The sequence below is a fragment of the Sorangium sp. So ce295 genome, from assembly GCF_051527405.1.
Taxonomy (GTDB): Bacteria; Myxococcota_A; Polyangia; order Polyangiales; family Polyangiaceae; genus Sorangium; species Sorangium cellulosum_B.
The window spans coordinates 2,883,173-2,906,085 of record NZ_CP150324.1; the positions used below are offsets into that span (position 1 = coordinate 2,883,173).

General features: G+C 72.6%; 21 protein-coding genes and 1 pseudogene. 11 read left to right on the top strand and 11 right to left on the bottom strand.

The genetic code is table 11. The features are described from left to right. The first annotated feature begins 70 nt into the window (after window positions 1–70). Window positions 71–1,123 carry a LacI family DNA-binding transcriptional regulator gene (locus WMF11_RS11120; protein WP_437908385.1) on the top strand — a complete coding sequence of 351 codons (1,053 nt, stop codon included), beginning with the start codon at window positions 71–73 and terminating at the stop codon, window positions 1,121–1,123. Window positions 1,124–1,357: 234 nt separating this feature from the next. Here WMF11_RS11120 and WMF11_RS11125 read toward each other — a convergent pair whose 3' ends face one another. After that, window positions 1,358–1,981: an RNA 2'-phosphotransferase gene (locus tag WMF11_RS11125; protein ID WP_437977440.1), complete on the bottom strand. Its 624-nt coding sequence runs from the start codon at window positions 1,979–1,981 to the stop codon at window positions 1,358–1,360. A 209-nt stretch (window positions 1,982–2,190) separates the two neighbouring features. On the opposite strand from WMF11_RS11125, the gene WMF11_RS11130 reads away from it, so the two are divergent. Next, window positions 2,191–3,147 carry a LysR family transcriptional regulator gene (locus tag WMF11_RS11130; RefSeq protein ID WP_437977441.1) on the top strand — a complete coding sequence of 319 codons (957 nt, stop codon included), beginning with the start codon at window positions 2,191–2,193 and terminating at the stop codon, window positions 3,145–3,147. A 69-nt stretch (window positions 3,148–3,216) separates the two neighbouring features. Here WMF11_RS11130 and WMF11_RS11135 read toward each other — a convergent pair whose 3' ends face one another. After that, entirely contained in the window at window positions 3,217–3,558 is a 342-nt protein-coding gene (locus WMF11_RS11135; protein WP_437908388.1) for a hypothetical protein, read from the bottom strand. Between the two features lie 598 nt (window positions 3,559–4,156). On the opposite strand from WMF11_RS11135, the gene WMF11_RS11140 reads away from it, so the two are divergent. Next, window positions 4,157–5,674, top strand: coding sequence for a hypothetical protein (locus WMF11_RS11140; RefSeq protein ID WP_437977442.1), 1,518 nt, complete (start codon window positions 4,157–4,159; stop codon window positions 5,672–5,674). Window positions 5,675–5,762: 88 nt separating this feature from the next. Here the strand turns inward: WMF11_RS11140 and WMF11_RS11145 are convergent, their stop codons facing one another. Continuing rightward, window positions 5,763–6,305 carry a DinB family protein gene (locus WMF11_RS11145; RefSeq protein WP_437977443.1) on the bottom strand — a complete coding sequence of 181 codons (543 nt, stop codon included), beginning with the start codon at window positions 6,303–6,305 and terminating at the stop codon, window positions 5,763–5,765. A gap of 287 nt (window positions 6,306–6,592) precedes the next feature. On the opposite strand from WMF11_RS11145, the gene WMF11_RS11150 reads away from it, so the two are divergent. Further along, window positions 6,593–7,396 carry a class I SAM-dependent methyltransferase gene (locus WMF11_RS11150; RefSeq protein ID WP_437977444.1) on the top strand — a complete coding sequence of 268 codons (804 nt, stop codon included), beginning with the start codon at window positions 6,593–6,595 and terminating at the stop codon, window positions 7,394–7,396. A gap of 29 nt (window positions 7,397–7,425) precedes the next feature. Here the strand turns inward: WMF11_RS11150 and WMF11_RS11155 are convergent. Continuing rightward, window positions 7,426–7,527: pseudogene (locus WMF11_RS11155) on the bottom strand (DUF433 domain-containing protein); the annotation flags it as partial. Between the two features lie 291 nt (window positions 7,528–7,818). Between WMF11_RS11155 and WMF11_RS11160 the strand changes: the two are divergent. The 3 genes from WMF11_RS11160 (at window position 7,819) to aqpZ (ending at window position 11,353) form a co-directional block, all read left to right on the top strand. Further along, window positions 7,819–9,738: a GNAT family N-acetyltransferase gene (locus WMF11_RS11160; protein ID WP_437977445.1), complete on the top strand. Its 1,920-nt coding sequence runs from the start codon at window positions 7,819–7,821 to the stop codon at window positions 9,736–9,738. Window positions 9,739–9,881: 143 nt separating this feature from the next. Beyond that, on the top strand, window positions 9,882–10,271 hold the full coding sequence (locus WMF11_RS11165; protein ID WP_437908393.1) for a DUF4156 domain-containing protein: 390 nt from the start codon (window positions 9,882–9,884) through the stop codon (window positions 10,269–10,271). A gap of 350 nt (window positions 10,272–10,621) precedes the next feature. Continuing rightward, window positions 10,622–11,353 (top strand): aquaporin Z, encoded by a 732-nt coding sequence (gene aqpZ / locus WMF11_RS11170; protein ID WP_437908394.1) that lies wholly within the window; start codon window positions 10,622–10,624, stop codon window positions 11,351–11,353. On the opposite strand, the gene WMF11_RS11175 is transcribed toward aqpZ, so the two are convergent. Further along, entirely contained in the window at window positions 11,331–11,501 is a 171-nt protein-coding gene (locus WMF11_RS11175) for a hypothetical protein (RefSeq protein ID WP_437977446.1), read from the bottom strand. The two genes, aqpZ and WMF11_RS11175, sit on opposite strands and share 23 nt — an antisense overlap. On the opposite strand from WMF11_RS11175, the gene WMF11_RS11180 reads away from it, so the two are divergent. After that, window positions 11,500–13,233 carry a DUF6798 domain-containing protein gene (locus tag WMF11_RS11180; RefSeq protein ID WP_437908396.1) on the top strand — a complete coding sequence of 578 codons (1,734 nt, stop codon included), beginning with the start codon at window positions 11,500–11,502 and terminating at the stop codon, window positions 13,231–13,233. The genes WMF11_RS11175 and WMF11_RS11180 overlap by 2 nt on opposite strands. Here WMF11_RS11180 and WMF11_RS11185 read toward each other — a convergent pair. Genes WMF11_RS11185 through rfbF form a run of 4 tightly spaced genes read right to left on the bottom strand, consistent with a single transcriptional unit; the run spans window position 13,191 to window position 17,027 of the window. Next, the gene (locus tag WMF11_RS11185; protein ID WP_437908397.1) at window positions 13,191–14,228 is read right to left on the bottom strand and encodes a glycosyltransferase family 2 protein; all 1,038 of its coding nucleotides are present in this window, start codon (window positions 14,226–14,228) and stop codon (window positions 13,191–13,193) included. The two genes, WMF11_RS11180 and WMF11_RS11185, sit on opposite strands and share 43 nt — an antisense overlap. Beyond that, entirely contained in the window at window positions 14,225–15,187 is a 963-nt protein-coding gene (locus WMF11_RS11190; protein WP_437908398.1) for an NAD-dependent epimerase/dehydratase family protein, read from the bottom strand. The genes WMF11_RS11185 and WMF11_RS11190 overlap by 4 nt, the downstream gene beginning before the upstream one ends. Beyond that, entirely contained in the window at window positions 15,184–16,260 is a 1,077-nt protein-coding gene (gene rfbG, locus WMF11_RS11195; RefSeq protein ID WP_437977447.1) for a CDP-glucose 4,6-dehydratase, read from the bottom strand. The genes WMF11_RS11190 and rfbG overlap by 4 nt, the downstream gene beginning before the upstream one ends. Continuing rightward, window positions 16,257–17,027, bottom strand: a complete 771-nt coding sequence (rfbF, locus tag WMF11_RS11200; protein ID WP_437979300.1) for a glucose-1-phosphate cytidylyltransferase — start codon at window positions 17,025–17,027, stop codon at window positions 16,257–16,259. The genes rfbG and rfbF overlap by 4 nt, the downstream gene beginning before the upstream one ends. Window positions 17,028–17,140: 113 nt before the next feature. On the opposite strand from rfbF, the gene WMF11_RS11205 reads away from it, so the two are divergent. Both WMF11_RS11205 and WMF11_RS11210 read left to right on the top strand, forming a co-directional pair. Further along, complete coding sequence (locus WMF11_RS11205) at window positions 17,141–18,274, top strand: lysylphosphatidylglycerol synthase transmembrane domain-containing protein (RefSeq protein WP_437908400.1); 1,134 nt, start codon at window positions 17,141–17,143, stop codon at window positions 18,272–18,274. Window positions 18,275–18,289: 15 nt separating this feature from the next. Next, window positions 18,290–18,910 (top strand): SAM-dependent methyltransferase, encoded by a 621-nt coding sequence (locus WMF11_RS11210; RefSeq protein ID WP_437908401.1) that lies wholly within the window; start codon window positions 18,290–18,292, stop codon window positions 18,908–18,910. Window positions 18,911–18,931: 21 nt separating this feature from the next. Here the strand turns inward: WMF11_RS11210 and WMF11_RS11215 are convergent, their stop codons facing one another. Next, on the bottom strand, window positions 18,932–19,726 hold the full coding sequence (locus tag WMF11_RS11215) for a sulfite exporter TauE/SafE family protein (RefSeq protein ID WP_437977448.1): 795 nt from the start codon (window positions 19,724–19,726) through the stop codon (window positions 18,932–18,934). 124 nt (window positions 19,727–19,850) lie between these two features. On the opposite strand from WMF11_RS11215, the gene WMF11_RS11220 reads away from it, so the two are divergent. Continuing rightward, window positions 19,851–21,914 carry a hypothetical protein gene (locus WMF11_RS11220; RefSeq protein WP_437977449.1) on the top strand — a complete coding sequence of 688 codons (2,064 nt, stop codon included), beginning with the start codon at window positions 19,851–19,853 and terminating at the stop codon, window positions 21,912–21,914. A gap of 118 nt (window positions 21,915–22,032) precedes the next feature. Here the strand turns inward: WMF11_RS11220 and WMF11_RS11225 are convergent, their stop codons facing one another. Next, window positions 22,033–22,461, bottom strand: a complete 429-nt coding sequence (locus WMF11_RS11225) for a hypothetical protein (protein WP_437908404.1) — start codon at window positions 22,459–22,461, stop codon at window positions 22,033–22,035. Between the last annotated feature and the right edge of the window lie 452 nt (window positions 22,462–22,913).

Consider the following 22,913-nt stretch of genomic DNA (forward strand, 5'->3'; position numbering starts at 1 on the left):
GCGGGCGCCGGGGCGCGGTCGTGGTGGATGTCGATACCATTCCCCCCGCGCCCGACTAAGCTTGGCGCCGATGGACGAAAACTCTCCTCCCGAGCGGCGCGTCAAGAGAGGCGGGCGCCGGGCCGCGGTCATGGTCGACGTGGCCAAGCTCGCCGGCGTCTCGTACCAGACGGTCTCTCGGGTCCTGCACGACAGCCCCAACGTGCACCGGGACACGCGGGAGCGCGTGCTCGACGCGATCCGCCAGCTCGACTACCGCCCGAGCTCCGTGGCGCAGGCGCTCGTCACCGGGCGCTCGCGGACGTTCGGGGTGGTCAGCTTCAACACGACGCACTACGGCCCGGCGTCGACGCTCCACGGGCTCGAGACGGCGGCGCACGACGCCGGGTACGGCGTCAGCGTCGTCAGCCTGAAATCGCTCAGCCGCGCGCCGGTGGTGGATGCGGTGAAGGGCCTGTGCGATCAGGGTGTCGACGGCATCATGGTCGTCGCCCCGCTGCGGTCGGCGGTGGACGCGCTCCGCCACGTCACCTCGGACGTGCCGGTGGTCGCCGTCGAGGGGGGGCCGGACGATTCGGTCCCGGTGGTCGCCGTCGACCAGCACGGCGGCGCGACGGCCGCCACGCGCCATCTCCTCGACCTGGGTCACCGGACGGTGTGGCACATCGCCGGTTCGATCGAGTCGCTCGAGGCCGAGCAGCGCATCGACGGCTGGCGTTCGACGCTGGAGGCCGCGGGCGTCGAGCCGCCGCCTCTCCTGCGCGGCGACTGGAGCGCACGCTCGGGCTACGAGCTCGCCCCGCAGCTGGCGCGCACGCCAGGCGTCACCGCCCTGTTCGTGGCCAACGACCAGATGGCGCTGGGCGTGCTCCGCTACCTCCACGAGATCGGACGCGCGGTGCCGCGGGACATCAGCATCGTCGGCTTCGACGACATCCCGGAGGCGGCCTACTTCACGCCTCCGCTCACCACCGTCCGCCAGGACTTCTCCGAGCTGGGGCGCAGGTGCCTCCACTTGCTGCTCGGGCAGATCGAGAGCGGCCGCCGCTCCTGCTCGCGCGTCGTTGTCGAGGCCGAGCTGGTCTTGCGCAAGAGCACCGCCGCCGTCGCCCGGAGCCGATGAGCGCTCCAGCCTGCAAGCTTCGTCTGCGCGCATCCCCTCACGGATCAGAAACCCGCAATCGATCCGATGAGACAGTGGATATCCACCGCAGCCGTGAGGCGCTTGTCCTCGTCGGGGTATAGAGGGCTTTTGGCCTTGTCGTTGTCCGCCTCGGGAACCCATCCACGTGGCGACGGATTGTCGGCGATGAACCGCGCGGGACAGGTCGCGAGCGCGAGTATCCGGTGAAGGCCATCACGCCGCCCCGCGCGACCCGTCGCCGAAGAGCATCGCCCGCAGCGCCTCGGCCTCCCGCTGCGCCCGCGCCACGATGGGCATCAGCCCCACGAGGCAGTCGACCGGCACCTCCCGCACCAGGATCACCCCGTTCTGGCTGCGGAACACGCGCACGCCGCGCGCCCGGAGCCTCGCCGGGCTGATCTCGAGCATCACGTCGACCTTCGCGCGCTTGCCCACCGCGCTGCCCAGCGCGTCGGTGCAGTGGACATGCGTGCGCGCCGCCGGCCGGATCCCGTCGCGCGCGATGCCCCTCACGGCGTCCACGCTGGTGCCGTGCCAGATCGACGCGTCGCCGTGGACCTCCTCCCACGACGCCTCGAGGCCCGCGAGCGTCACCGGCATCCCGTCGCGCGAGTGCCCTTGCGAGGCGCGCACCCGGTCGCCGCGGATCTCGAGGCGGTTCTTCGTGTTCTTCTCCACCACCTCGTCGAGCACCGGCCGGGAGATCCGGAGCGCCTTGAGGACGTCGTCCACGGCCACCCAGCCGGCGTCGTCCATGGCGACGCCCTGCGAGGGCGCCGCGTGGCGGAGCAGCCAGGAGAGCTTCTTGCTCGTGTCGGTCAAGCGATCGCGGCCCATCGTCAAGCTCCATTCTCGTCTCGTGAGCCGGAGCCGCGGCCCGCGATCCGCGCGGGCACGCAGAGGCGCCTCCGGGAGGTCCCTGGACGGTGCAGGGACCGGGACCGAAACCGTGAAGGGAATCGGCACGAGGAAAGAATAGACGCCCGGCTATCATCCGGAAGAAGTATTTCTGGAGCCGCTATCGCGTTTCGCGATAGCTTGCCGCCATGCTCAACCTCGACTGGCTCGGCGCCTTCGTGGTCTTCACCGAGCACCTCAACTTCACGCGCGCGGCGCAGGCGCTCCACGTCTCGCAGCCGGCGCTCCACGCCCAGATCGGCAAGCTGGGCGAGGCGCTCGGCGTCACGCTCTACAAGCGGCGCGGGCAGCGGCTGGAGCTCACGGCCGACGGCAAGCGCGTCGCCGCGTTCGGGCGCGAGGTCGGCGAGCGGACGCGCTCTTTCCTCGACGTGCTCCGCCACGGCGAGAGCCGGGAGCCGGTGGTGCTCTGCGCCGGGGAGGGCTCGTACCTCTACCTGCTCGGCGAGGGGATCCGCGCCTTCTCCGCGCGCGCCGCCGCCCCGCTCCGGCTGCTCACGCGCGACCGCGAGGGCACGCTCGAGGCCGTCGCGGCGGGCGAGGCGCACCTCGGCGTCGCGCCGCTCGAGGGGGCGCCGGACGGGCTCGCCGCCGATCGTCTCACCGAGGTGGCGCAGGTCCTGGTCGTCCCCGACGGCCACCCGCTCGCCCGGAAGCGCCACATCCGGCTGCGCGACCTCGAGGGGGCGCGGCTCGTCGTCCCCGGCCCGTCGCGGCCCCACCGGGCCCTGCTCGCTCAGGCGCTGCTCTCGGCCGGTGTCCGCTGGGAGCCGGCGGTCGAGGCGAACGGCTGGGAGCTGATGCTCCACTTCGTCCAGCTCGGCGTCGGCATCGCGGTGGTCAACGCCTGCTGCCGCCTCCCCCGCGGCCTCGTCGCGCGCCCGCTGCCCGAGCTGCCGCGCAAGGTCTTCTATCTCGTCCGCCGGCGCGGCGGCGAGCTCCAGGGCGCGGCCGCGGAGCTCCGGGGCGCGCTGCTCGCGCACGCCGCGGCGTGGCAGGGAAACCATGCGTCGGACGCGTCGGGCGCGTCGGGCGCGTCGAGCGCGCCCGACGCCGCCCCGACGGCGCCCGCGCGCCGGCGCTGAGCCCCGCCATCGCTCTTCCTGGAGCCTGCCAGTCTCTGCCGGTCTCTCCCCGGACTCTGGCTTCCGGGCTCAGGCCGCCTTTCTCGACTTCTGCTTGCCCTGCTTCGCCTTCTTGCCGCCGGCGTCGTCCGGGCGGCTCACCAGCTTGGAGAAGTTGCTCGGCTGCCCGTCCGCCGTCTTCTCCTGGTACACGAAGGCGAGGTTCGACTCCTCGAACTTGTCGAAGAAGTCCTCCCACGAGATCTCCTCCAGCGTGTCTTCCCCGCTGTACCCTGGGAAATCGATGCGGAGGATACCAGGCTCACCGCCCTCCTCGGTGCTCTTCACCGTCGCCGGGCGGCCTCCGCGCGATTCGGCCCACTGGCGGATCTCGTCATGAACGATGGTCGTCTTCGATGAGCTGGCCGACATGGTCTTCCCTCCTGTGCTCGTGCATCGATGGCGCGGGGAACGGCAATCTGCATGCCAGAGGCCGATGAGAAGATCCGGGCACGCGATGGCCGACCTCGGCCATACCGCGGCTCCCTGGGCCGAGCGCGGCGCGCCGCGGAGCCCGTCGCGCTGCCGAACCACCGTGCCTTCGTGCATGCGGCGCGTCGAGGTCACCAGGCCGAGTCCGTGGTGAAAGCAGGGGATCTCTGCTGTGGTCGAGGATGGGCTCGGCGATGCAATTTGCCCCGCCTGCGGCGGAATGCTGCCGGCTGGCGCAGGCCGTCGTCGGAGATCGCGTTCCCCTGGAGCCGCTTGAATCTGAAGCAGACAGGCCGAAAGACTGCCTGCTTGAGTGCTGACAGATAGACTGCCTAACTAACAGAAACAGACCGACACGCGACGCGCGGCGCCCTCATGGAGGCACACGTGTACGCCGTGAGGGCACCCCGGTGGCGCTCGCCACGGAACCAGGCGTCCCCAGTGTAGCTCGCGCTCGATGGTACCCACGTGGGCCGGGCCAACCCGGTTGGGCGGCCGAGAGATCGAGAGAGCGCGTGTCGACGCGGGGGAGCCGGTCGTGCTACCTAGAATCGAGCGCCGCGATGCGCGCGCTGCCGAGGCCGAGGACGTGACCGCCGCGCACCATCTGCTCCTCCGGGTCGCTGTGATCGCCGTCGCCACGGCGACCGCCGCGACGGCGGGCGCGCGCCCGACGCGCCCCGCGCCGGCCGCCCCGCAGGTCCACCCGCTGCGCCCCGCGCCGGCGGCCTCGCCAGTGCGCCCGCCGCGCCGTGCGCCTTCCCCCTCGCCGGGGCGCCCGCCGCGCCCTGCGCCGGCCGCCCCGCAGGCCCTCTTGCCCGCGCCGGCCGCCCCGCAGGCGCCCCCGGCTTCGCCCGCCCCGCCGGCCCTGCCTGCCGCGGCTTCTCCCGAGCCCGCGGCCTGGCGCGCGCTCGTCGTGGGCGGCGGCCCGAGGCCGCCCATGAACCAGGTGGCCATCGAAGGGCACATTCGGTACTTCCAGTCGCTGCTCCCGGCCAGGGCGGAGCGGCGCGTCCTCTTCGCCGACGGGCGCCGGGGCACGCGGAGCGTGCAGTTCCTCGACGGCGACCAGACGCGCTACCGCGCGCCCAGGCTGCCGCGCATCGACGGGGCGACCACACGCCCGGGGTTCGACGCGATCTGGCGCAGGTTCGTCCACGCGCGCCCCGCCGACCCGTTGCTGCTGTATTTCGCCGGCCATGGGAGCCCTGATCCCGGGAACGATCTCGACAACAACGTATTCGACCTCTGGGGCGGCGGAGCGCTGTCCGTGCGCGACCTCGCTGCCCGCATGAAGGAGCTGCCCGCCGGCACTCCCGTCGTCCTCGTCATGGCCCAGTGCTACTCCGGCTCGTTCGCGAACCTCCTCTTCGAGGGCGGCAGGCCCGACGGCGAGCTGGTCGAGCGCGACATCGTCGGCTTCTTCGCGGCGACCCGGGACCGCCCGGCGTCGGGCTGCACGCCCGAGATCGACGAGGCGGATTACACCGATTTCAGCAGCTTCTTCTTTGCAGCCCTCTCGGGCGTCGATCGCCTCGGGAAGCGCGTCGACGGCGCCGATTACGACCGGAACCAGCTCGTGGGCATGAACGAGGCGTTCGCGTACGCCCTCCTCCACCAGGAGACGGGCGATGTGCCGGTCGCGACGTCCGATGTGTTCCTGCGCCGCTTCGTCAACAAGCCCGATCACGAGACCATGGCGACGCCCTATTCCAGGGTCCTCTCGTGGTCGACCCCGGCGGAGCGGGCCGCGCTCGAGGGGCTCTCGGACGCGCTGGGCCTCCACGGAGAGCACCGCCTCCGGGCCGCCTACGATCGCGAGTTCGGGCCCCGGGCGGGCAGGAGAGACGTCGAGGACGTGGACTCGGCCCACCGCCTGCGGTTCATCCGGCTCGCCAAGAGCGTTGTGCTCGCGCGGACGCTGCGGCAGAGCGGCAACCGCGCGCGGATCGAGCGCTTCGAGCGGCTGCGCGCCGCCGAGGCGCGCAATCCGCTCGTCGAGGTCAGGGCGGCGAGCCAGGCGCGACAGGACGGGCGGCGGCGCGCCGCCCGGTGATCCCGGGTTGGCCTCGCCCGCCTGCCCAAGGTGCTATCGGGCCACCGGACAGCCGCGCTCGCCGCGGGGCGAGGCGCGCGTGCGCGCGTCATGACGCGCGGCTCTCGTCCCGCAGCATCGCGATCAGATCGGTCGCGCCAGGGTCGATTCCCATCTGTGTGAGCAGGGTGGTCACCTGACCGCGGTGATGGGTCTGATGATTGAAGAGGTGCCCCAGGGACCACCAGAGCGGAGAGGTGTAGACCGTCCCGCTCCGCGTGTACGTCAGGTCGCCCGCGAGCGCCCGGTCATCGATCTCGTGCACCCAGGCGAGGATGTCTGCGTCCGTCCTGGCGCGCTCGCGGGAGAGATCGCCGAAGTCCGCGTAGAGCTCCTGCGAGAGCGCGGTGATCTCGATGGCCTTCCCGCTCGGATCGCGGGAGGTGAACCGCTCCGCGCCGCCGGTGAAGCGCCCCATCCACGTGCGGTCGGCGAGCAGGATATGGTTCAACGTGCCGTGGATCGACCGGAAGAAGGCCCCGCGATCGCGCTTGCGCTCCGCGTCGTCGAGCTTGCCGACCAGCGCAAAGAGCTTGTCGTTCATCCACAGGTTGTAGCGAGCCAAGGCGCGGTACTGGTCGATCCAGCTCATGAGCGACTCCTCGTGGTTCGAGAGCAGGCGCGAACGCTACCACGCCCGCTCCCGACGGCGAAACCCGGCCAGCACGGCCGCTATCACCGCGGCGTCACGGCCGGCGCGCCACCCCCGGGACCGCGCGCCTAGGGCGCATCGCCGCCATCGCGCGCAGCCGTCGAGATCGCGCTTGCTTGGTCCGTTATGGCGGACTATTGTCCTCGATAACAGACGCGTGGTGCTCGGGAGAGACCCTCCAGTCGGACCCGTCTTTCGCCGATCTCCACCTCCTCTCCCAAGGAGCCATGATGGTCAGCCTTTCGCTCGATTCAGCTGTCCTGGCCGAGACGTACGATCGCGTCAGCGATCGGCAGTTCAACCACGGAAAGCTGCTCATCGAAGATCTCCAGATTTCCCCGGGCGAGCGGGTCCTCGACGTCGGGTGTGGGACGGGCCGGCTCGGGGCTTACGTCGCCGATCGGGTCGGCGCCTCCGGCGCGGTGGCCGGCGTCGATCCGCTGCCGCTCCGGGTCGAGCTGGCGAACGGGAAGCGCCGGCCGAACTTCCGCGCCAGCGTCGGCCAGGCCGAGGATCTCTCACAGTTCGCCGCCGGGAGCTTCGATGTCGTGTTCCTGAACAGCGTGCTCCACTGGCTGCCCGAGAAGCTCGGCCCGCTGCGCGAGGCGCGCCGGGTGCTCAGGCGGGGAGGGCGCCTCGGCATCAGCTCGGCCGCCAGGGAGCGCCCGCACGAGTTCGAGCGGGTGATCGAGGGTGTGCTGTCGTCTCTCGGCCTGACCGGCACCGCGGAGACGCTCGGCAGCACGACCTACAAGGTGACCTCGGACGACCTGACGAGCACCCTCCTGCTCGCCGGCTTCGAGGATCCGAGGCTCCAGATTCGCTCCTTCACCGACCATTTCGCCGACACGGACGACGTTGTCGCGTTCTACCTGGCCAGCTCGTTCGGCAATTTCCTGTCTGACCTCGATCCGGCGAAGGCCGCGCGGGTCAAGGCGGCGCTCGCGGCCGAGCTCGAGCGCCGCCGCGCGCCGGAGGGGATCCGGCTGCAACGTCACCTGATCTTCGCCGTGGCGCGCGCGAAAGGCTGACTTCGATTGCCGGGCCTGTTCGATGATCTCAGCACTTCCAGCACCCGCTTCACCGTCAGGCGGAGGTCCCTGATGCACGGCTGCCCGTTCATGCGGCCAGGGTGCGCGGTGATCCGGTCAAAATTTCGCATGGTCTGAGGATCTCCCGCGGGAGGATACACCGGCCGGGACGCGCCGTCCTCGCCTGAGCCGGCGGAGGCTGGCAAGCTCGGCAACCAGCGGCCAGAGGCGACGGGCCGGCAGGCGCGAGCTCTCCAGAGCCCTCTCCGAGGTAGCGCACGCCGGTTGCGTGGTCGCGCGCCTCTGCGAGGATACGGCGCCGGCAGGGGAGGGGAGCCCGGTGAGCGACCGCGCGCGCTCGACGAGGACCGATGCGCGCCGAGGAGCGCCGAGGAGCGCCGAGCCCGCCGCTCGGAGGGCAGGTGAGCGAACGACTCGACGTAGAGGTGCTGAGCCGCCGCGAGGAGCTCGAGGCGCTGCGGGAGCCGTGGAGCGCGCTGTGGCAGCGCTGCCCGGCGGCGACGGCGTTCCAGCGGCCGGAGTGGCTGATCCCGTGGTGCCGCGCGCTCGGGCCCGAGGAGGTGCTCGCCCTGGTCTTCCGGTCGGACGAGGGGCTCGTCGGCCTCGCGCCCCTCGCGGTTCACCGCATCGGCGACGAGCGCGTCGTCGCGCTGCTCGGCGCCGGGATCACCGATTACAACGATGTCCTGGCCGCGTCCGGGTACGAGCGCGCGGTCGCGGGCGCAACGCTCGCTTGCCTCGAAGAGCGCGCCGGCGCGTGGGACGTCGCCGATCTCCACGACCTGCGCGCGTCGTCGCCGCTGCTCCTCGCCGAGGCGCCCCCCGGCTGGTCGGACGAGGTCGAGAAGCACGAGGCGTGTCCGGCGGTGATGATCCCCGAGGGCGCCGCGCCGGACGAGCTGTTTCCGCCGGGGATGCGCGCGCGCGTCGCCCGAGCGCGGAAGCGGCTCGCGCGGGCCGGAGACCTGCGCCTCGACGTGGCCGACGCGGCGAGCGTGGACGAGCTGCTCGACGCGCTGTTCGCGAACCACAAGGCGCGCTGGCGCTCGCGCGGCGAGGGGGGCGTGCTCGACGAGGCGCTCCGGCCGTTCCACCGCGAGGCCGCGCGCGCGCTGTGCGCGCGGGGCGCGCTGCGGCTCTTCGGCCTGCGGCTCGACGGGCGGATCATCGCGTCGCTCTACGGGTTCGCCGAGCGCGGCGGGCTCGCGTCGTACATCACCGGCTTCGATCCGGAGCTCGCGTGGTACAGCCCGGGGCTCGTGATGCTCGCCAGCGCGATCGAGCACGCGGCGCGCGAGGGCGCGCGGACCGTGGACTTCCTCCGCGGCCGCGAGCCGTACAAGTACGACTGGGGCGCCGTCGACCACTGGACGTTCCGCCGGCGGCTGCGGCGCCGGGGCGCGCGCGGGCCCGGGCGAGAGGTCGGGGAGGGCGAGGGCGCGGTGCAGGCCGTGATGTCCGGCGAGGCGTCGCCGGAGGTCGGCCTGGTGCGGCTGCTCGGCGCCGCGGGGGACCTCGCGGCCGCGGCGCGCGCGATCGACGCCGCGCACGCCGCGCGGCCGGCGGCGGGGGAGCGGGCGGCGCGCCTCGAGGCGCTGCGCCGCTGCCTGGACGAGCGGCGCGCCGCGTGCGCGACCGTGGCGGCGATGCTGGGCGCGCACCGGGACGCGCGCCTCGCCGGGGAGGACGCGCGGGGGGCCTGCCACTCCGCCGCGCGGCTGTTCGACGAGCTCTGCGAGCGCTCCGAGGAGGCGAGCGTCGCCGCGTACTCGCTCGGCGATCCGGAGATCCTCGAGCGCGCGACGCGGGAGGTGGTCGAGCTCCTCGAGCGGTGGGGCGCGATCGGGGAAGACCGCGCGATCCTGCAGATCGGCTGCGGGATCGGCCGCTTCGAGGCGGCGCTCGCGCCGAGGGTGCGCGAGGCGTGGGGGCTCGACGTCTCGCCGCGCATGATCGAGGCCGCGCGGCGTCGCTGCGCGGGGCGCTCGAACGTCGTGCTCGCGGTCTCGTCGGGCGTCGATCTGGGCGACGCTCCGTCGGCCCGCTTCGATCTCGTGTACGCGGTCGACTCGTTCCCGTACGCCGTCGCCGCGGGCGCGGAGGTCGTGGATCGGCTCGTCGCGGAGGCGCGCCGGGCGCTGCGGCCGGGCGGGGAGCTCGTCGTCCTCGGCTACTCGTACCGCGGCGACCCCGCGCGCGACGCGGCCGACGTCGCGCGGCTCGGGGCCCGCCACGGGTTCGACGTCCTCGCGAGCGGCGAGCGGGCGTTCTCGCTGTGGGACGCGCGGGCGTACCGGCTGCGGAAGAACGACCACCGGTGAGGCGCGCTCGTACCGCGACGTCACGCGGGAGAACGACACAAGGCCGACCGAGGACGAGGCCTGTCGGAATCCTGCCGGCCCGGCGGTCCAGCGAGGAAGAAGCGCTCGCGCGCGCACGTAGCAATCGACACAAGGTGCTTGCCATGAAGACATCGATCCACGGTGCGTTTGCTCTCCTCCTGTGTTGCCTGACCCTCCCCGCGTGTGCCGCCGTCGGGCTCAACCCCGGCGCCGAGAAGGTCATCGTCACCAAGCAGTCGGCCCCGCAGGGGTGCCGGTTCCTGGGGACGGTGATCGGCGAGCAGGGCGGCTCCGTGTCTGGAGCGTTCACCAGCAATGCGAACCTGCAGGAGGGCGCGGTCAACGACATGAAGAACAAGGCCCATGACCTGGGCGGCAACTACGTGGTCCTGGAGAACACGAACGCAGGGACCACCCTCTCCGGCGACCGAGACAGCATCTCTGGCCAGCAGACCGACGTCACCCACATGGGCAACGCGTACAGCTGCCCGCCGCAGCTCGTCGGCCTGTAAGGCGCTCCGATCTCGCGAGGTCGCCGCGGCGATGGTCCGCGGCGCGAGGCTCCCGAAGGCGCCGCCGGCGGGGGCCTCATGGCCTCTGGGCCGCGCGGCCCGTCCGGCCGCCGCCGGGGAGGCGCTCTCGATCAGGTGAACCGATCCGGAGCGGTCCGACCGCAACGCGGCGGGCCGGGGCTCATCCAATGTCGACGAAGGGCTGGCGGAGCGTCGCCTCGGCGGGGTGCCCGCCGGTCGACCGTACGGCCTGCGCCAGCCGTCGGGATGGCTCCACGGTCGGGCGCGGCCGCTGCCGCGCGTCGATCCGCGCCGAGGGGCCTGCCGCAGGGGGAGATGAAGAGATGGAGATGTCGTTGTCCAGGCGTACGGCCGCAGAGTTTCTCGGAACGTTCTGGCTCGTGCTCGGCGGCTGCGGGAGCGCCGTGCTCTCCGCGGCGTATCCCAGGCTGGGGATCGGCTTCCTCGGCGTGGCGCTCGCGTTCGGGCTCTCCGTCCTGACGATGGCCTACGCGGTGGGCCACATCTCGGGCGCGCACTTCAACCCCGCCGTGACGCTCGGCCTGATCGCGGGCGGGCGCTTCCCCGCGCGGGACCTCCTGCCGTACGTCCTCGCCCAGATCGCCGGCGCCATCGTCGCCGCCGGGATCCTCTATGCGATCGCCAGCGGCGCCGCCGGGTTCGCCGTGCACGCGGGCTTCGCGTCGAACGGCTATGGCGGGCGCTCGCCCGGCGGATACTCGCTCTTCGCGAGCCTCCTGACCGAGATCGTCCTCACGTTCGGCTTCGTGATGGTGGTCCTCGGCGCGACCGATCACGGCGCGCCGCGCGGGTTCGCGCCGATCGCCATCGGGCTCGCGCTCACGCTGGTTCACCTCATCGGGATCCCGGTCACGAACATGTCGGTGAACCCGGCGCGCTCCACCGGTCCTGCCCTGTTCGTCGGCGGAGGGGCGCTGTCTCAGCTCTGGCTCTTCTGGCTCGCCCCGCTCGCCGGCGGCGTGCTCGCGGGCGCCCTCTATCCGGTGCTCGTGGGTCCGAGGCCGGGCCGGGCCGTCGTCACGTCGCCGCCCGCAATCTGACGAAGCAGACGAAGCAGACGAAGAAGACCAGGCAGACGAAGCAGACCAGCCAGACGAGGCCGACGAAGGCGCCGGCGGATACGCCGCGCGAGCGAGCGAGCTGCCCCTTGGCGGTGCGCTCGGCCGCGCGGTAGTCTCGCGCCGCCATGTCCGTGCTGGAACGCATCTGGGATCGCGCTGAGGTCACGCTGGCGGCGGTGGTATCGCTGCTGTTCGGGGCCTCGTTCGGGTGGAATTGCGGCGTCAACAATCAGGTCGTGTACATGCTCGGGTCGCTGCGGCTCGTGCACCCCGACATCCTCGCGCGGGACTGGTTTGCGACCAGCACGACCCACTATCACCCCGCGTTCAAGTACCTGGCTGCCGGGCTCCTCGCGCTCAATGAGAAGGGGTGGGGCGTCGGCATCGCCCAGACCGTGGTCATCGGCGTCGGCACGACAGCCGTCTACTTCCTGCTGCGCGCCCTCGTCGATCGCCGCCACGCGCTGCCCAGCTTCCTCCTGCTCGTCGCGTTCGCCACGCTCACGCGCACCTGGGGTCCCTGCGATACCTACGTCTTCGATTTCATCCTCCAGCCCTCGTCGCTGGGCTCCGCGGCGTTCTTGATCTCGGTGCCCCTCTTCGTGCGGGGCCAGTGGCTCGCCTCCGGCATCGCGCTCGCTGCGAGCGGCCTCTTCCACGCCAACTACCTGATCCTCTTCTTCGGCGCCTACGCGCTCGCGCACCTCGGGCTCGGCGTGCGCGACCGGAGAGAGCTCTTTCACCGCGCCTCGCGGCAGCTCCTGCCGCCGCTCGCCGTCCTCGCGCTCTTTGCGCCGATGATCCTCGCCACCGCCGGGGCGAAGGACGCGAGGCTCGCACAGGAGATCTACACCACCATCCGGGCCCCTCATCATTTCGTCATCCAGGGCCGCGAGCGCGAGTTTTTCGGCTTCATCGCGTGGCACCTGCTCGGGCTGGGCGCGGCCCTGCCGCTCACAAGGAACCGCAAGAGCCCTGCGGCGAGGCTGGTCACCCTGATCCTCGCGCTCGTCCTCGTGATCTGGACGTGCGTCGGCCTCTCGGCCCTCGCGGGGCTGCGCCCCGTCACGCAGCTCTTCGCGTGGCGCGTCGCCCCGCACGCGGAGCTGCTCCTCACGGCGCTGGGGTGCGCGGGAGCGGTGCGCGTCCTCCTGGAGCCCTCCGCCGGGCGTCGCTACGGCGTCACCGCGATGGCCCTGATCGTCGGCGGCCTCGGGGTCCTCGCCCTGTACGGCAGCGTCGAGAAGTCCGCGCGTGTCCCGGCGCTGGCCGTCGGCGTCGTGGCCGCCGCCGCGCTGTCCCGGCTCGCCTCGGAGTCCGCCCGGCGCTTCGCGCCCGAACCCGGCCTCGCGCGCGCCCGCGCGCTCTGGCAGCGCGGCGGCGCGCTCGTGGGGCTCGCCGGCGCGCTCGCCGTCCTGCTCGTCTTTCTCGTGCCGAAGCTCAAGGAGATCCGCCGGCACTCCAGCGTCCTCTCCGGCCTGCGCGCCGACGAGCGCGCCCTGTACGCCTGGATGCAGGCAAGCACCCCTGTCGACGCGATCTTCCTGACGCCGCCGGAGAGCGAGAAGATGCGCTTCCACGGGCAGCGGCCGATCGTCGTCGACTGGAAGTCGAACCCCATCGTCCCGGCCGACGTGCTCGAGTGGCTCCGCCGGCTCGAGGCCGTCACCGGGCGCAAGGTCCGCGGCCAGAAGGATCTGGACGGCTATGACAGCCTCGACGAGGCCCGCGTCCGGACGCTGCGGGAGCGTTATGGCGTGGATTACGTCGTCTTGCGCCGCGGCCAGAACAAGGCGATAGACCGCTACAAGACCGTCTATTCCAACAGCGGGTTCACCGTGCTCGACGTCCGCGAATAGCGGATCTCGGCCTGGGGCGCCGCGCCCGCCTCGCGCGGCGGCGCCCGGTCCACGCTCTGGTCGATGATCGTGAGCGGGCGCCTGCGCACCTGCTGGTAGATGCGGCCCACGTACTCGCCGATGACCCCCAGGAACAGGGCGTTGATGCTCAGCGAGAGCAGGATGAGCAGCGTCGTCGTCGCGAAGCCCGCAGGCCAGTCCGCGCCATAGATGACCCTGCCGACGGCGTAGCCCGCGATCGCGAGGAGCGTCAGCGCCGAGACCACGAGCCCCGTGTAGGTCGCGACCCGGAGCGGCACCGTCGAGTGGCTGAGGATGCCGTCGAGCGCCAGCCCGACGAGATCCTTCATCCGGAACTTGCTCTCGCCCCGCTCCCGCGCGGCCCGATCGTAGGCGATGCCCGTCTGCTTGAACCCGAGCGTGGCCAGCATCCCGCGCAGGTAGGGCTTCGTGTCGTCGACCTGGCGCAGCACCTCGAGCACCCGGCGATCCACCAGCCGGAAGTCGCCCGCGTCGTGGGGCAGGTGATCCTCGCTGAGGAAATCGATCAGGCGGTAGAACACCCGCCGGAGCAGGGTGATCCGATAACCCTCCTTGCGGCTGCGGCGGATCCCGTAAACCACCTGGGCGCCCGCCTCCCATTCCTTCACGAAATCGAGGATGAGCTCCGGCGGGTCCTGCAGGTCGCAGTCGATCTGCACGGCCGCGTCTCCGCGCGCCTTCATGTACCCCGTGTAGATGGAGCGCTGGAAGCCGAAGTTGCGAGAGAAGCGGAAGACGCGGACCCGCTCGTCCCGCGCCGCCAGCTTCACGAGCTCGTCGAAGGTCCCGTCGGTGCTCCGGTTGTCGGTGAAGACGAGCTCGAAGTCGTACCGATCCGCGATGCGGCGCATCACCGCGGCGACCGCCTCGTACAGCGGGGCCACGTTGCGCTCCTCGTTGTAGACCGGCACGACGATCGAGATCAGCCTGCGCCCGCTCTCCGCGTCGCTCACGGCGCCCTCTCCGCATCGGCGGCCTCGATCATGCGCCGCACCCCCTCGTCGAGCGCGATCCGGGGCCGCCACCCGGTCGCCTCCGCGAAGTGGGATGGATCACCGACGATCCACATGGGCTCGCCGTCCCGGTAGGGGAGGCGCCCGAGGCCCAGGTCGTCGCCGGGCCAGCCAGCCGCGCGCGCGACGCGCTCGGCCACCTCGCGGACGCGCACCGGCGCGCCCGAGCACACGTTGTACGCGCGGCCGGACTCGAGGCCTCTCGACGTCGCGGCGGCGATCAGCGCCTCGACCACGTCGTCGACGTAGGTGAGGTCGCGCGCCTGCGCGCCCGGCGTCAGGGCCGGCGCCTCGCCCGCCCGGAAGCGCGCGATGAGGTGAGGGATGAGGCGCGAGGGGCCCTCGCCCGGGCCGTAGACGCCGAAGAGCCGCAGCGCGACGAAGGGGATCCGGAGCCGCGCCGCGACGGCCTTGCCGCAGAGGTAGGCGGCCGCCTTGGCCGCGCCGTAGACGCACGCCGGATCGAGCGGGTGATCCTCGCGGAGGCGCGCGGGCTCCTGGGCCGGGGCGTACTCGGAGCACGAGCCCGCGTGGAGGAAGCGCGCCGGCCGGTGCGGCTCGATCTCCGCGAGCGCCGCGAGCAGGCGCGTCGTCAACCCCACGTTCCCGTCCACAACGAGCTCCGGATCCCGCTCGCTCGGGCTCACCCCGGACGCGGCCAGGTGAAAGACCACCTCGGGCCGGATCGCCGCGACGGCCCGCGCGAGCTCCGGCGTCGAGAACGACGCGACGGGCAGGACCTCCACCCCGGCGATGTCCGCGAGCCGCGCCCGGCGGGGGCTCTCCGCGCGGACGATGCACGCCGTCCGCGCGCCCGTCGCCGCGAGCCGCGCCGCCAGCGCCGCGCCGATGAACCCCGTGGCGCCGGTGACGAGGACCGCACCGAGCCCGGCGCTCATGCGAAATCGACCCCGTACGCGCGGATCTGCGCGTCGAGCTCGGCGCGGCTCGACGCGGGGTCGTCGAGGTACGCGCGGTACCAGCGCGCCGTCAGCGCGACGGTCTCGTCGAGCGTGAGCCGCGGCGTCCAGCCGAGCCGGGCGCGCGCCTTGCTGATGTCGAGGTGCAGCAGCTGCGCCTCGTGCGGGCCGGAGCGGTGCTCGGGCGGCACGAGCCTGAGCTCGCCGCGCCCGAGCTGCTGGATGAGCCGCTCGGCGACGCCGCCGACCGCGCACGTGTCGCCGTCGCGCGGCCCGAAGTTCCACCCGCCCTCGTGGGCCGCGGGCGCCTCGCACAGCCGCCGCGCGAGCAGGAGGTAGCCCCCGAGCGGCTCGAGCACGTGCTGCCAGGGCCGGGTCGCGAGCGGGTTGCGGATGACGATCGGCTCCCCGGCGGCGACGCCGCGCACGATGTCGGGCACCAGCCGATCCTCGGAGAAGTCGCCCCCGCCGATGACGTTCCCCGCCCGCGCGGACGCCACCGCCGCGCCGCTGCCGGAGAAGAACGAGCGCCGGTAGGCCGCCGTGACGAGCTCGGCGCAGCCCTTGCTGCTGCTGTACGGGTCGTGCCCGCCCATGGGCTCGTCCTCGCGGTAGCCCCAGACCCACTCGCGGTTTTCGTAACACTTGTCCGAGGTCACGACGACGACGGCGCGCGCGGAGCCCACGCGCCGGCACGCCTCGAGCACGTTCACCGTCCCCATCACGTTGGTCGCGAACGTCTCCGCGGGCTCGCGGTACGAGCGCCGGACGAGCGGCTGGGCCGCGAGGTGCAGCACGATCTCCGGCCGGTGCTCCTCGACCACGGAGAGCAGCGCCGGCAGATCCCGCACGTCGCCGGTCACGGACGTGACGTCGCCCGCGATGCCCGCGAGCTCGAACAGGTTCGGCCGCCCCTCCGGCGGCAGCGAGAAGCCCACCACGCGCGCGCCCATGAGCGTCAGCCAGCGCGAGAGCCAGCTGCCCTTGAAGCCCGTGTGCCCGGTGACGAGCACCGCGCGCCCGGCGAAGAACGAGGCGCCGCGACCGGTCATGCCCAGGTCTTCCACGGCGCCTTGCCGGACTCCCACAGCGACTCGAGGAGCCGCTTCTCCCGCAGCGTGTCCATCGGCTGCCAGAAGCCGTCGTGCCGGTACGCCGCGAGCTGGCCCTCCGAGGCGAGCCGCTCGAGCGGCTCGCGCTCGAGCACGGTGGTGTCGTCGGCCATGTACTCGAGCGCGCGCCGCTCGAACACGAAGAAGCCGCCGTTGATCCAGCCCTCGCCGGACTGGGGCTTCTCCGAGAACTCGCGGACGAGGTTGCCCTCGAGAGAGAGCCCGCCGAAGCGCGCCGGCGGGCGGACGGCCGTGACCGTCGCGAGCTTGCCGTGGGACTTGTGGAACTCGACGAGGCGGCGGATATCCACGTCGCCCACGCCGTCGCCGTAGGTGCACATGAAGCGCGGGCCGTCGAGCCACGCGTCGAGCCGCCGGAGCCGGCCGCCCGTCATCGTGTTGAGCCCGGTGTCCACGAGGGCCACGGTCCAGTCCGGCGCGGCGCTCCGGACGAAGCGCTGGGCGCCGTCTCGCAGATTCACCACGTAGTCCGCGCTGCGAACGTAGAAGTTGTGGAAGTAATCCTTGATGACCTCGCCCTTGTAGCCACAGGCCACGACGAAATCGTTGAACCCGTGGTCCGCGTAGATCTGCATGATGTGCCAGAGGATCGGATACGGGCCGATCTCGATCATCGGCTTCGGGCGAGCCTCGGTGTGCTCGGCGAGCCGGCTTCCGAAGCCTCCGGCGAGCAGGACGACCTTCATGGGTTCCATGGGGCGCCGGAGGATAGATCAGAACGAAAGAACTTACACGGCGCGAACCGTGCGCGATGGTGCTTCGCTACCTCGGGCAGCGGGGCCGTGGTAGACGCGGCCGCATGAGCATGGCGAAGCCGGCGTCGCTGCGAGGCCTCTTCCGGTCCCGGAGCCTGCAGAGGCATCGCCTCGCGATCGCGGCGTCGCTCCTCGTCGCGCTCGGCTGCGCGTGGGTGCTGCGCGTCGGGGGGCTGCCCGTCGTGCCGGACAGGGCCGCGTTCGCGGGCGTTTCGTGGTGGGCGCTGGCGCTGCACGGCGCGCTCTATGTCGCCGCGCTCTACCTTCGATCCCACCGCTGGACGTGGTTGCTCGCGCCCATCGAGCCCGTGCCGCTCCGGCGCGTCGTCGCCGTCTCCTTCATTGGTTATGGCGCGCTCGTGCTGATGCCGTTCCGCACCGGGGAGGCGGTGCGCCCGCTGCTCATCCGCCGCCGCGGCCTGTCCGCGTGGGCGGCGGCGGGCACGGTGGCCGCCGAGCGGATCATCGACGGCCTGTTCCTCAGCGCGCTGCTCCTCGCCGGGCTCGCGCTCGCGCGCCCCCGCGAGCCGCTCCCGGATCGGATCGGCGATCTCGCGGTCCCCGCCGCCGCCGTCCCGCGCGCCGCCTACCTGGCGCTCGCCGTCTTCGGCGCGGCGTTCGTCGCGATAGGCGTCTTCTATTTCCGCAGGGCCTGGGCGCGGCGCGCGACCGAGCGCGTGGTCGGGCTCGTCTCGCCGAAGCTCGCGGGCCGCCTGGCCGACGCCGTGGAGCGGGTCGCCTCGGGCCTCGGCTTCCTGCCCCGGCTCCGGTACACGGCCCCGTTCCTCCTGGCGACGGCGGGGTACTTCCTCCTGAACGTGTGGGCGATGCAGGTCGTGGCCTTCGGGTGCGGCCTTCTGCCCATCGACTTCCCGCGGGCGGCCGTCCTCGTCGGCGTGCTCCACCTCGGCGTCCTCCTCCCGAACGCGCCGGGGTATTTCGGCACGTTCCAGATGGCGGTCTATGCGGGGCTCTCGCTCTACCTCGCGCCGGAGGTCGTGATGGGCCCCGGCTCGGCGCTCGTCTTCTCGACCTACTCGCTGCAGGTCGGGCTCGTGGTGCTGCTCGGCGCGATCGCGCTCGCGGTGGAGGGCGCGCCGCTCAGCCAGGCGTTCGAGGAAAATCCGGCCGAGGACGTGAGGCCGCAGGGGCTACCCTCGCCGCCGGGCGCGAGCTAGGCTCGCCGCCCTTTCATGGCGCTCTCCTCCCACCTGCTCGATCGCGGCCATGCCGCCCTGTACGTCCTCTCCCAGCGCCTCGTCGGGGCCGACCTGGCCCGGCGCGCGTGCCTCGAGGCGCTCGATCTGCGCCCCGGCGATCGCGTGCTCGATATCGGCTGCGGCCCTGCGTACTACTTCGATCGCCTGCCGGCGGTCGACTACCACGGGTTCGACACCGACCGCCGCCACATCGCGGCGGCCCGCGCGCGCCACGGGGATCGGGCCAGGTTCTACGACGAGCCGTTCGGCGAGCTGCACGCGCGCGCGCTGGCCCCCTTCGACCGGGTCCTGATGCTGGGCCTCCTGCACCACGTGGACGACGAGGTGGCGAGCTCGCTGCTCTCGCTGGTCGCGCGCTCGATCCGCCCCTCGGGCCGCGTGATCACGCTCGACACCGCCTTCTGGGAGGGCCAGTCGTCGCTGGCGCGGCTCATCGCGAAGAACGATCGCGGCGACTACATCCGCACCCCGCAGGCGTTCCGGCGGCTCGCCGACCGGTCCTTCGCCCGGATCGAAGAGCGCTTCGTGGGCGACACCCTCAGGATGCCCGCCTCCCATTTCATGATGAGCCTCGAGGCGCCGCGGGTCGCGTAGCGTTCCGGGCGAGCCGCCGAGCTAGCCGCCGAGCCGGTCCCACGCGAGCTTGGCCGTGAGCGTGAGGCCGAGCGCGACGACGAACCACCGCACCTTCCTGGGCTCGATGCGGCGGGCGACCACGGCGCCGGCGAGCGAGCCGACCACCGCCGCCGCCATCATGATCGGCGTGGCGACCGCGTCGACCGCGCCCGCGAACAGGAACGCGAGCGCCGCCACGCCGTTGATCAGGCTCGCGAGCACCGTCTTGATCCCGTTCAGCCGGTGGATGTCCACGTCGCCCGCGAACGAGGAGAGCAGCGCGAGCATCATGATGCCGATGCCCGCGCCGAAGTAGCCGCCGTAGACGCTCACGAGGAACTGGAGCAGGAACACGAGCCACGGCCGGGAGGGCAGCGCGAAGCGCTCCGCGCCGGGATCCGCCGCGCCGCCGTTCGCGGAGGGCTTCGCCGGGCGCAGGTTCTGCCAGAGCAGGAGCAGCGTCGCGACGAGCACGAGCCCCGGCACCGCGGCGTCGAACACGCGCTGCGGCGTCACGAGCAGGAGCGCCGAGCCCACGACGCCGCCGAGCAGCGAAGGCAGGAACAGGACGCGGAGGACCCGGTAGTCCCGGGAGAGCTCGCGGCGATACGCCCACGCCGACGCGAGCGACGCCGGCGTGAGCGCCACGGCGTTCGTCGCGTTCGCCGCGAGCGGGGGCAGCCCCGCCGCGATCGCCGCGGGGAACGACACAAGCGTGCCGCCCCCGGCCACCGCGTTGATGGCGCCGGCCACGGCGGCGCCGCCGGCGAGGAGTGCCGCTCTGGTCAGATCCACGGCGCGAGATCGCCCGAGCCCCGCCGGCCTGTCAACCGGCGCGCTTGAGGGGGCGGGCGCGGCGCCCCTAGGATGGAACGGCGGCCGATCCTGGCGGTCGCTCCTCCTCGGAGAGCCGAGCGCCATGCCGCGATCCTTCCCGCACCTCCCCGCCGCGCTGCTCTCCGCCATGGCGTGCGCCGCCCTCGCGAAAGCGGCCGCCGGCGAGGGGCAGCCCGAGCGCGCGCGCGTCTGGGTGGCCGACGACGGCACGCGCGTCCGCCGGGAGGACGTCGGCCTGCCGCTCTCGCGCGGCGAAGGAAACGCGGTCTTCCGGCCCGGCGAGCCGATCCGGCTCGGCGCGCTCCGCGCGGAGGTCGTCGCCTTCCAGGTCGTCGTCGAGTCCGGCGCCGAGCCCGTGCGCAGCGTCACGGTCGAGCTCTCCGCGCTCGGCCCCGCGGCCGGCCCGGGCGCGCCGGCCAAGGCGCCGCCGGCGCCGCAGCAGCCCGCGCAGGGGCAGGGCGCCGCGCCCGCGGAGACGATCTCGATCCGCCGCTTCGTCGAGCACTACGTCGAGATCACGCAGCGCTCGCGCAACGAGCAGCGCCCCCGGGAGTCGCTCGGGTGGAGCCCTGCGGCGCGGCCGCCCGACGACGTTCACCTCGGGTTCCTCCCCGACGCGCTCATCCCGGTCGAGCTCGCGCCCCCCTGGGCGCCGTACCCGCTCGAGGTCGGCGCCCGCGAGACCCGGGCGGTCTGGATCGATCTCCACGTCCCGGAGGGCGCCCTCCCCGGCGCTTACGAGGGGAGGGTGGTGGTCGGATCGGCGTCGCACGGCGAGCTCGCGTCGCTCGATCTGAAGCTCGACGTCGCCCCGCCGGTGCTGCCGTACGGCGCTGTCGACTTCATCGCGTTCTACGAGGCCGATCGCGTCGCCGAGCGGGTCGGCGACGGGCCCGCCGTCGAGCAGCAGCTCTGGCAGCTGCTCCACGAGCACCACGTCGACGGCTTCGCGTCGGTCCGGAGCCCCGCCGAGGTCGAGCGGCTGCGCGCGGCGATCGACGGCTCGCTCTTCACGGAGGCGCGCGGCTACCGGGGGCCTGGCGCGGGCGTGCCGCCCGGGGCGGTGGCGCTCGGCGCCTATGGCGGCTTCGGCGATCCGGCGGAAGCGACCCTCCACCGCGTCGAGGCGGTTGCGGACCTCCTCCCGCCGGCGGTCGACGACGTGATGCTCTATGCGATCGACGAGCAGTGCGAGAGCCCCCGCGGGCCCGGCTGGCGCCGGCTGATCCGCGGCTCGCGCGTGTCGTCGCGCGTCCTCGTGGGGCACTCGTGCGGCGAGGTCCCTCCGGTGGAGCAGGACGTCGACCTCGTGCTCACGCCGGCGAACCGCTTCGACTCCACGTGGGCGCGGGCCGCGCGCGAGGCGGGCCAGCGGCTCTGGGTGTACAACGGCGCGCTGCCGCGGACCGGCACGTTCATGATCGACGCGCCGCTCACCGGGCTCATGGCCGACGGCTGGATCGCCGCCTCCCACGAGGTGGACCGCTGGTTCCTGTGGGAGACGGCGTTCTGGCACGACGGCAACCGCGGCGGCAAAGGGCCCATCGACCCGTTCACGGTCGCCGAGAACTTCCACAACCGCGACGGCGACGCGTGCCTCGGCGACGGCATGCTGCTCTATCCCGGGACGCAGCGGGGCGCGTTCTCCTCCCGATCCGTCGGCTTTCCCGGCGTGCTCCCCTCGATGCGCCTGAAGAGCCTTCGCCGCGGGATCCAGGACGCCGGCTACATCGCGCTCGCGAGGTCGGCGTCGCCCGGCGCGGTGGACGCGATCGTCAAGGAGGTGATCCCGGCCGCGCTCGACGAGGCGCTCGACAGCGCGCCCGCCGCGTGGAGCAGCGACGGCGCCCCGTTCTTCAGGGCGCGCTCCGCGCTGCGCGCCCTGATCCCGGCGGGCGCCTCGCTCGACGCCGCCGGCGTCCGCCGCGCGCTCGCCGAGGCGGCGGCAGCCCGCCGCGCGCTCGTCCCGCTCCCCCGCGCGGGCGGCGAGGCGGACAGCGCGGGACAGGCCAGCCGGTGGCCGTTCGGCCGGTGGAGCACGACGGCGCGGCTCATCGCCGTCGCCGGGCTGGGCGCCGCCGTGCTGGCGCTGGTCATCGGGCTCTACCGCCGGCGGAAGCCAGGGCGGGGGGCCGAGGGGCGCTGACCGGCGTACGCCTCGCTTGCGTGCCTGGCGGCTGCGCCCATATCCCACGAACCTGCACCCCGCTATGAAGAGCGGTTCTATTGCCGGCGGATGGAACGGCGTTGTGGGCTCGTCGGGCTCACGATGATCGCATGATGAGCTGCTGAGTCGCCTTGCGCTCGCCCACGACGGCGACCACCGTCTCGGAGGCGAGTCCCGCGGCGCCCTGCGACGTGCGGCGGATCGTGCCGAGCAGCGCCAACCAGCCGAGCTGGCTGTTCGAAATGGCGCGCTCGCTGATTCCGTCCACGCGGGCCAGCGTCTTGCGCGCGACCCGGAACATGCTGCGATCGATCCCCTCGAGCAGGTCGAGCGTGGCGCCGAGCCGCTCCTGCGTCTCGACGCGCACGTCCTCGAGGAAGCCGAACCCCGCGCGCACGACCTCTTCGACGACGCCGAGGCTGCCATCAACCCAGGTGGTGATCAGGCCCTCTTGCGGAACGCTGAGCTTCGCGCGTTCGGAACCATTGCTGCCGGCCGCGGCCTGGCCGGAGATGCTCTCGTCCATCTCGAACCCCCTTCCTCAAAATGGCGCGCAGGCCATTCGCCTGCTGCGAACCCACTATCAACAACTGAGTTCTCGGATGGGTTATCACAGGGCAACAAAGGCGTGAACTCTTTCTTCGTCATCTCGTCATCGCGATCGTGCCCTCTGGTGCTCTGGTCGGTCGCGTCCGTTGCTTCGTTGCATCTTGCGTCCGTCGCGTCCGTTGCGTCCGTTGCGTCCGTTGCGTCCGTACCCGGAGCCAGACGTGCCGCGCGGAGTGAGGCCGTGGCGACGCCCTCCCAGGCGTCCTGCCGAATCCGCCCTGTCTCGGTAAATTTCGCTGAAAACTCGCGATAAACGGCCAGCGCGTCGGAGACGTAAGCTGGCGGCCACCGAAGACCCTTGGTCCTTGGCAGGCGCGCTCCGGCTGGGTACGGTCCCGCGGTGCCCACGAGGCCCACGAAGATCGAGCG

Coding starts and splice junctions, on each gene's coding strand:
- WMF11_RS11220 (WP_437977449.1), top strand. CDS start 19,851: ATGCCGCGATCCTTCCCGCACCTCCCCGCCGCGCTGCTCTCCGCCATG.
- WMF11_RS11150 (WP_437977444.1), top strand. CDS start 6,593: ATGATGGTCAGCCTTTCGCTCGATTCAGCTGTCCTGGCCGAGACGTAC.
- WMF11_RS11205 (WP_437908400.1), top strand. CDS start 17,141: ATGAGCATGGCGAAGCCGGCGTCGCTGCGAGGCCTCTTCCGGTCCCGG.
- WMF11_RS11190 (WP_437908398.1), bottom strand. CDS start 15,187: ATGAGCGCCGGGCTCGGTGCGGTCCTCGTCACCGGCGCCACGGGGTTC.
- aqpZ (WP_437908394.1), top strand. CDS start 10,622: ATGTCGTTGTCCAGGCGTACGGCCGCAGAGTTTCTCGGAACGTTCTGG.
- rfbF (WP_437979300.1), bottom strand. CDS start 17,027: ATGAAGGTCGTCCTGCTCGCCGGAGGCTTCGGAAGCCGGCTCGCCGAG.
- WMF11_RS11135 (WP_437908388.1), bottom strand. CDS start 3,558: ATGTCGGCCAGCTCATCGAAGACGACCATCGTTCATGACGAGATCCGC.
- WMF11_RS11120 (WP_437908385.1), top strand. CDS start 71: ATGGACGAAAACTCTCCTCCCGAGCGGCGCGTCAAGAGAGGCGGGCGC.
- WMF11_RS11165 (WP_437908393.1), top strand. CDS start 9,882: ATGAAGACATCGATCCACGGTGCGTTTGCTCTCCTCCTGTGTTGCCTG.
- WMF11_RS11225 (WP_437908404.1), bottom strand. CDS start 22,461: ATGGACGAGAGCATCTCCGGCCAGGCCGCGGCCGGCAGCAATGGTTCC.
- rfbG (WP_437977447.1), bottom strand. CDS start 16,260: ATGACCGGTCGCGGCGCCTCGTTCTTCGCCGGGCGCGCGGTGCTCGTC.
- WMF11_RS11145 (WP_437977443.1), bottom strand. CDS start 6,305: ATGAGCTGGATCGACCAGTACCGCGCCTTGGCTCGCTACAACCTGTGG.
- WMF11_RS11130 (WP_437977441.1), top strand. CDS start 2,191: ATGCTCAACCTCGACTGGCTCGGCGCCTTCGTGGTCTTCACCGAGCAC.
- WMF11_RS11125 (WP_437977440.1), bottom strand. CDS start 1,981: ATGGGCCGCGATCGCTTGACCGACACGAGCAAGAAGCTCTCCTGGCTG.
- WMF11_RS11175 (WP_437977446.1), bottom strand. CDS start 11,501: ATGGCGGCGCGAGACTACCGCGCGGCCGAGCGCACCGCCAAGGGGCAG.
- WMF11_RS11180 (WP_437908396.1), top strand. CDS start 11,500: ATGTCCGTGCTGGAACGCATCTGGGATCGCGCTGAGGTCACGCTGGCG.
- WMF11_RS11210 (WP_437908401.1), top strand. CDS start 18,290: ATGGCGCTCTCCTCCCACCTGCTCGATCGCGGCCATGCCGCCCTGTAC.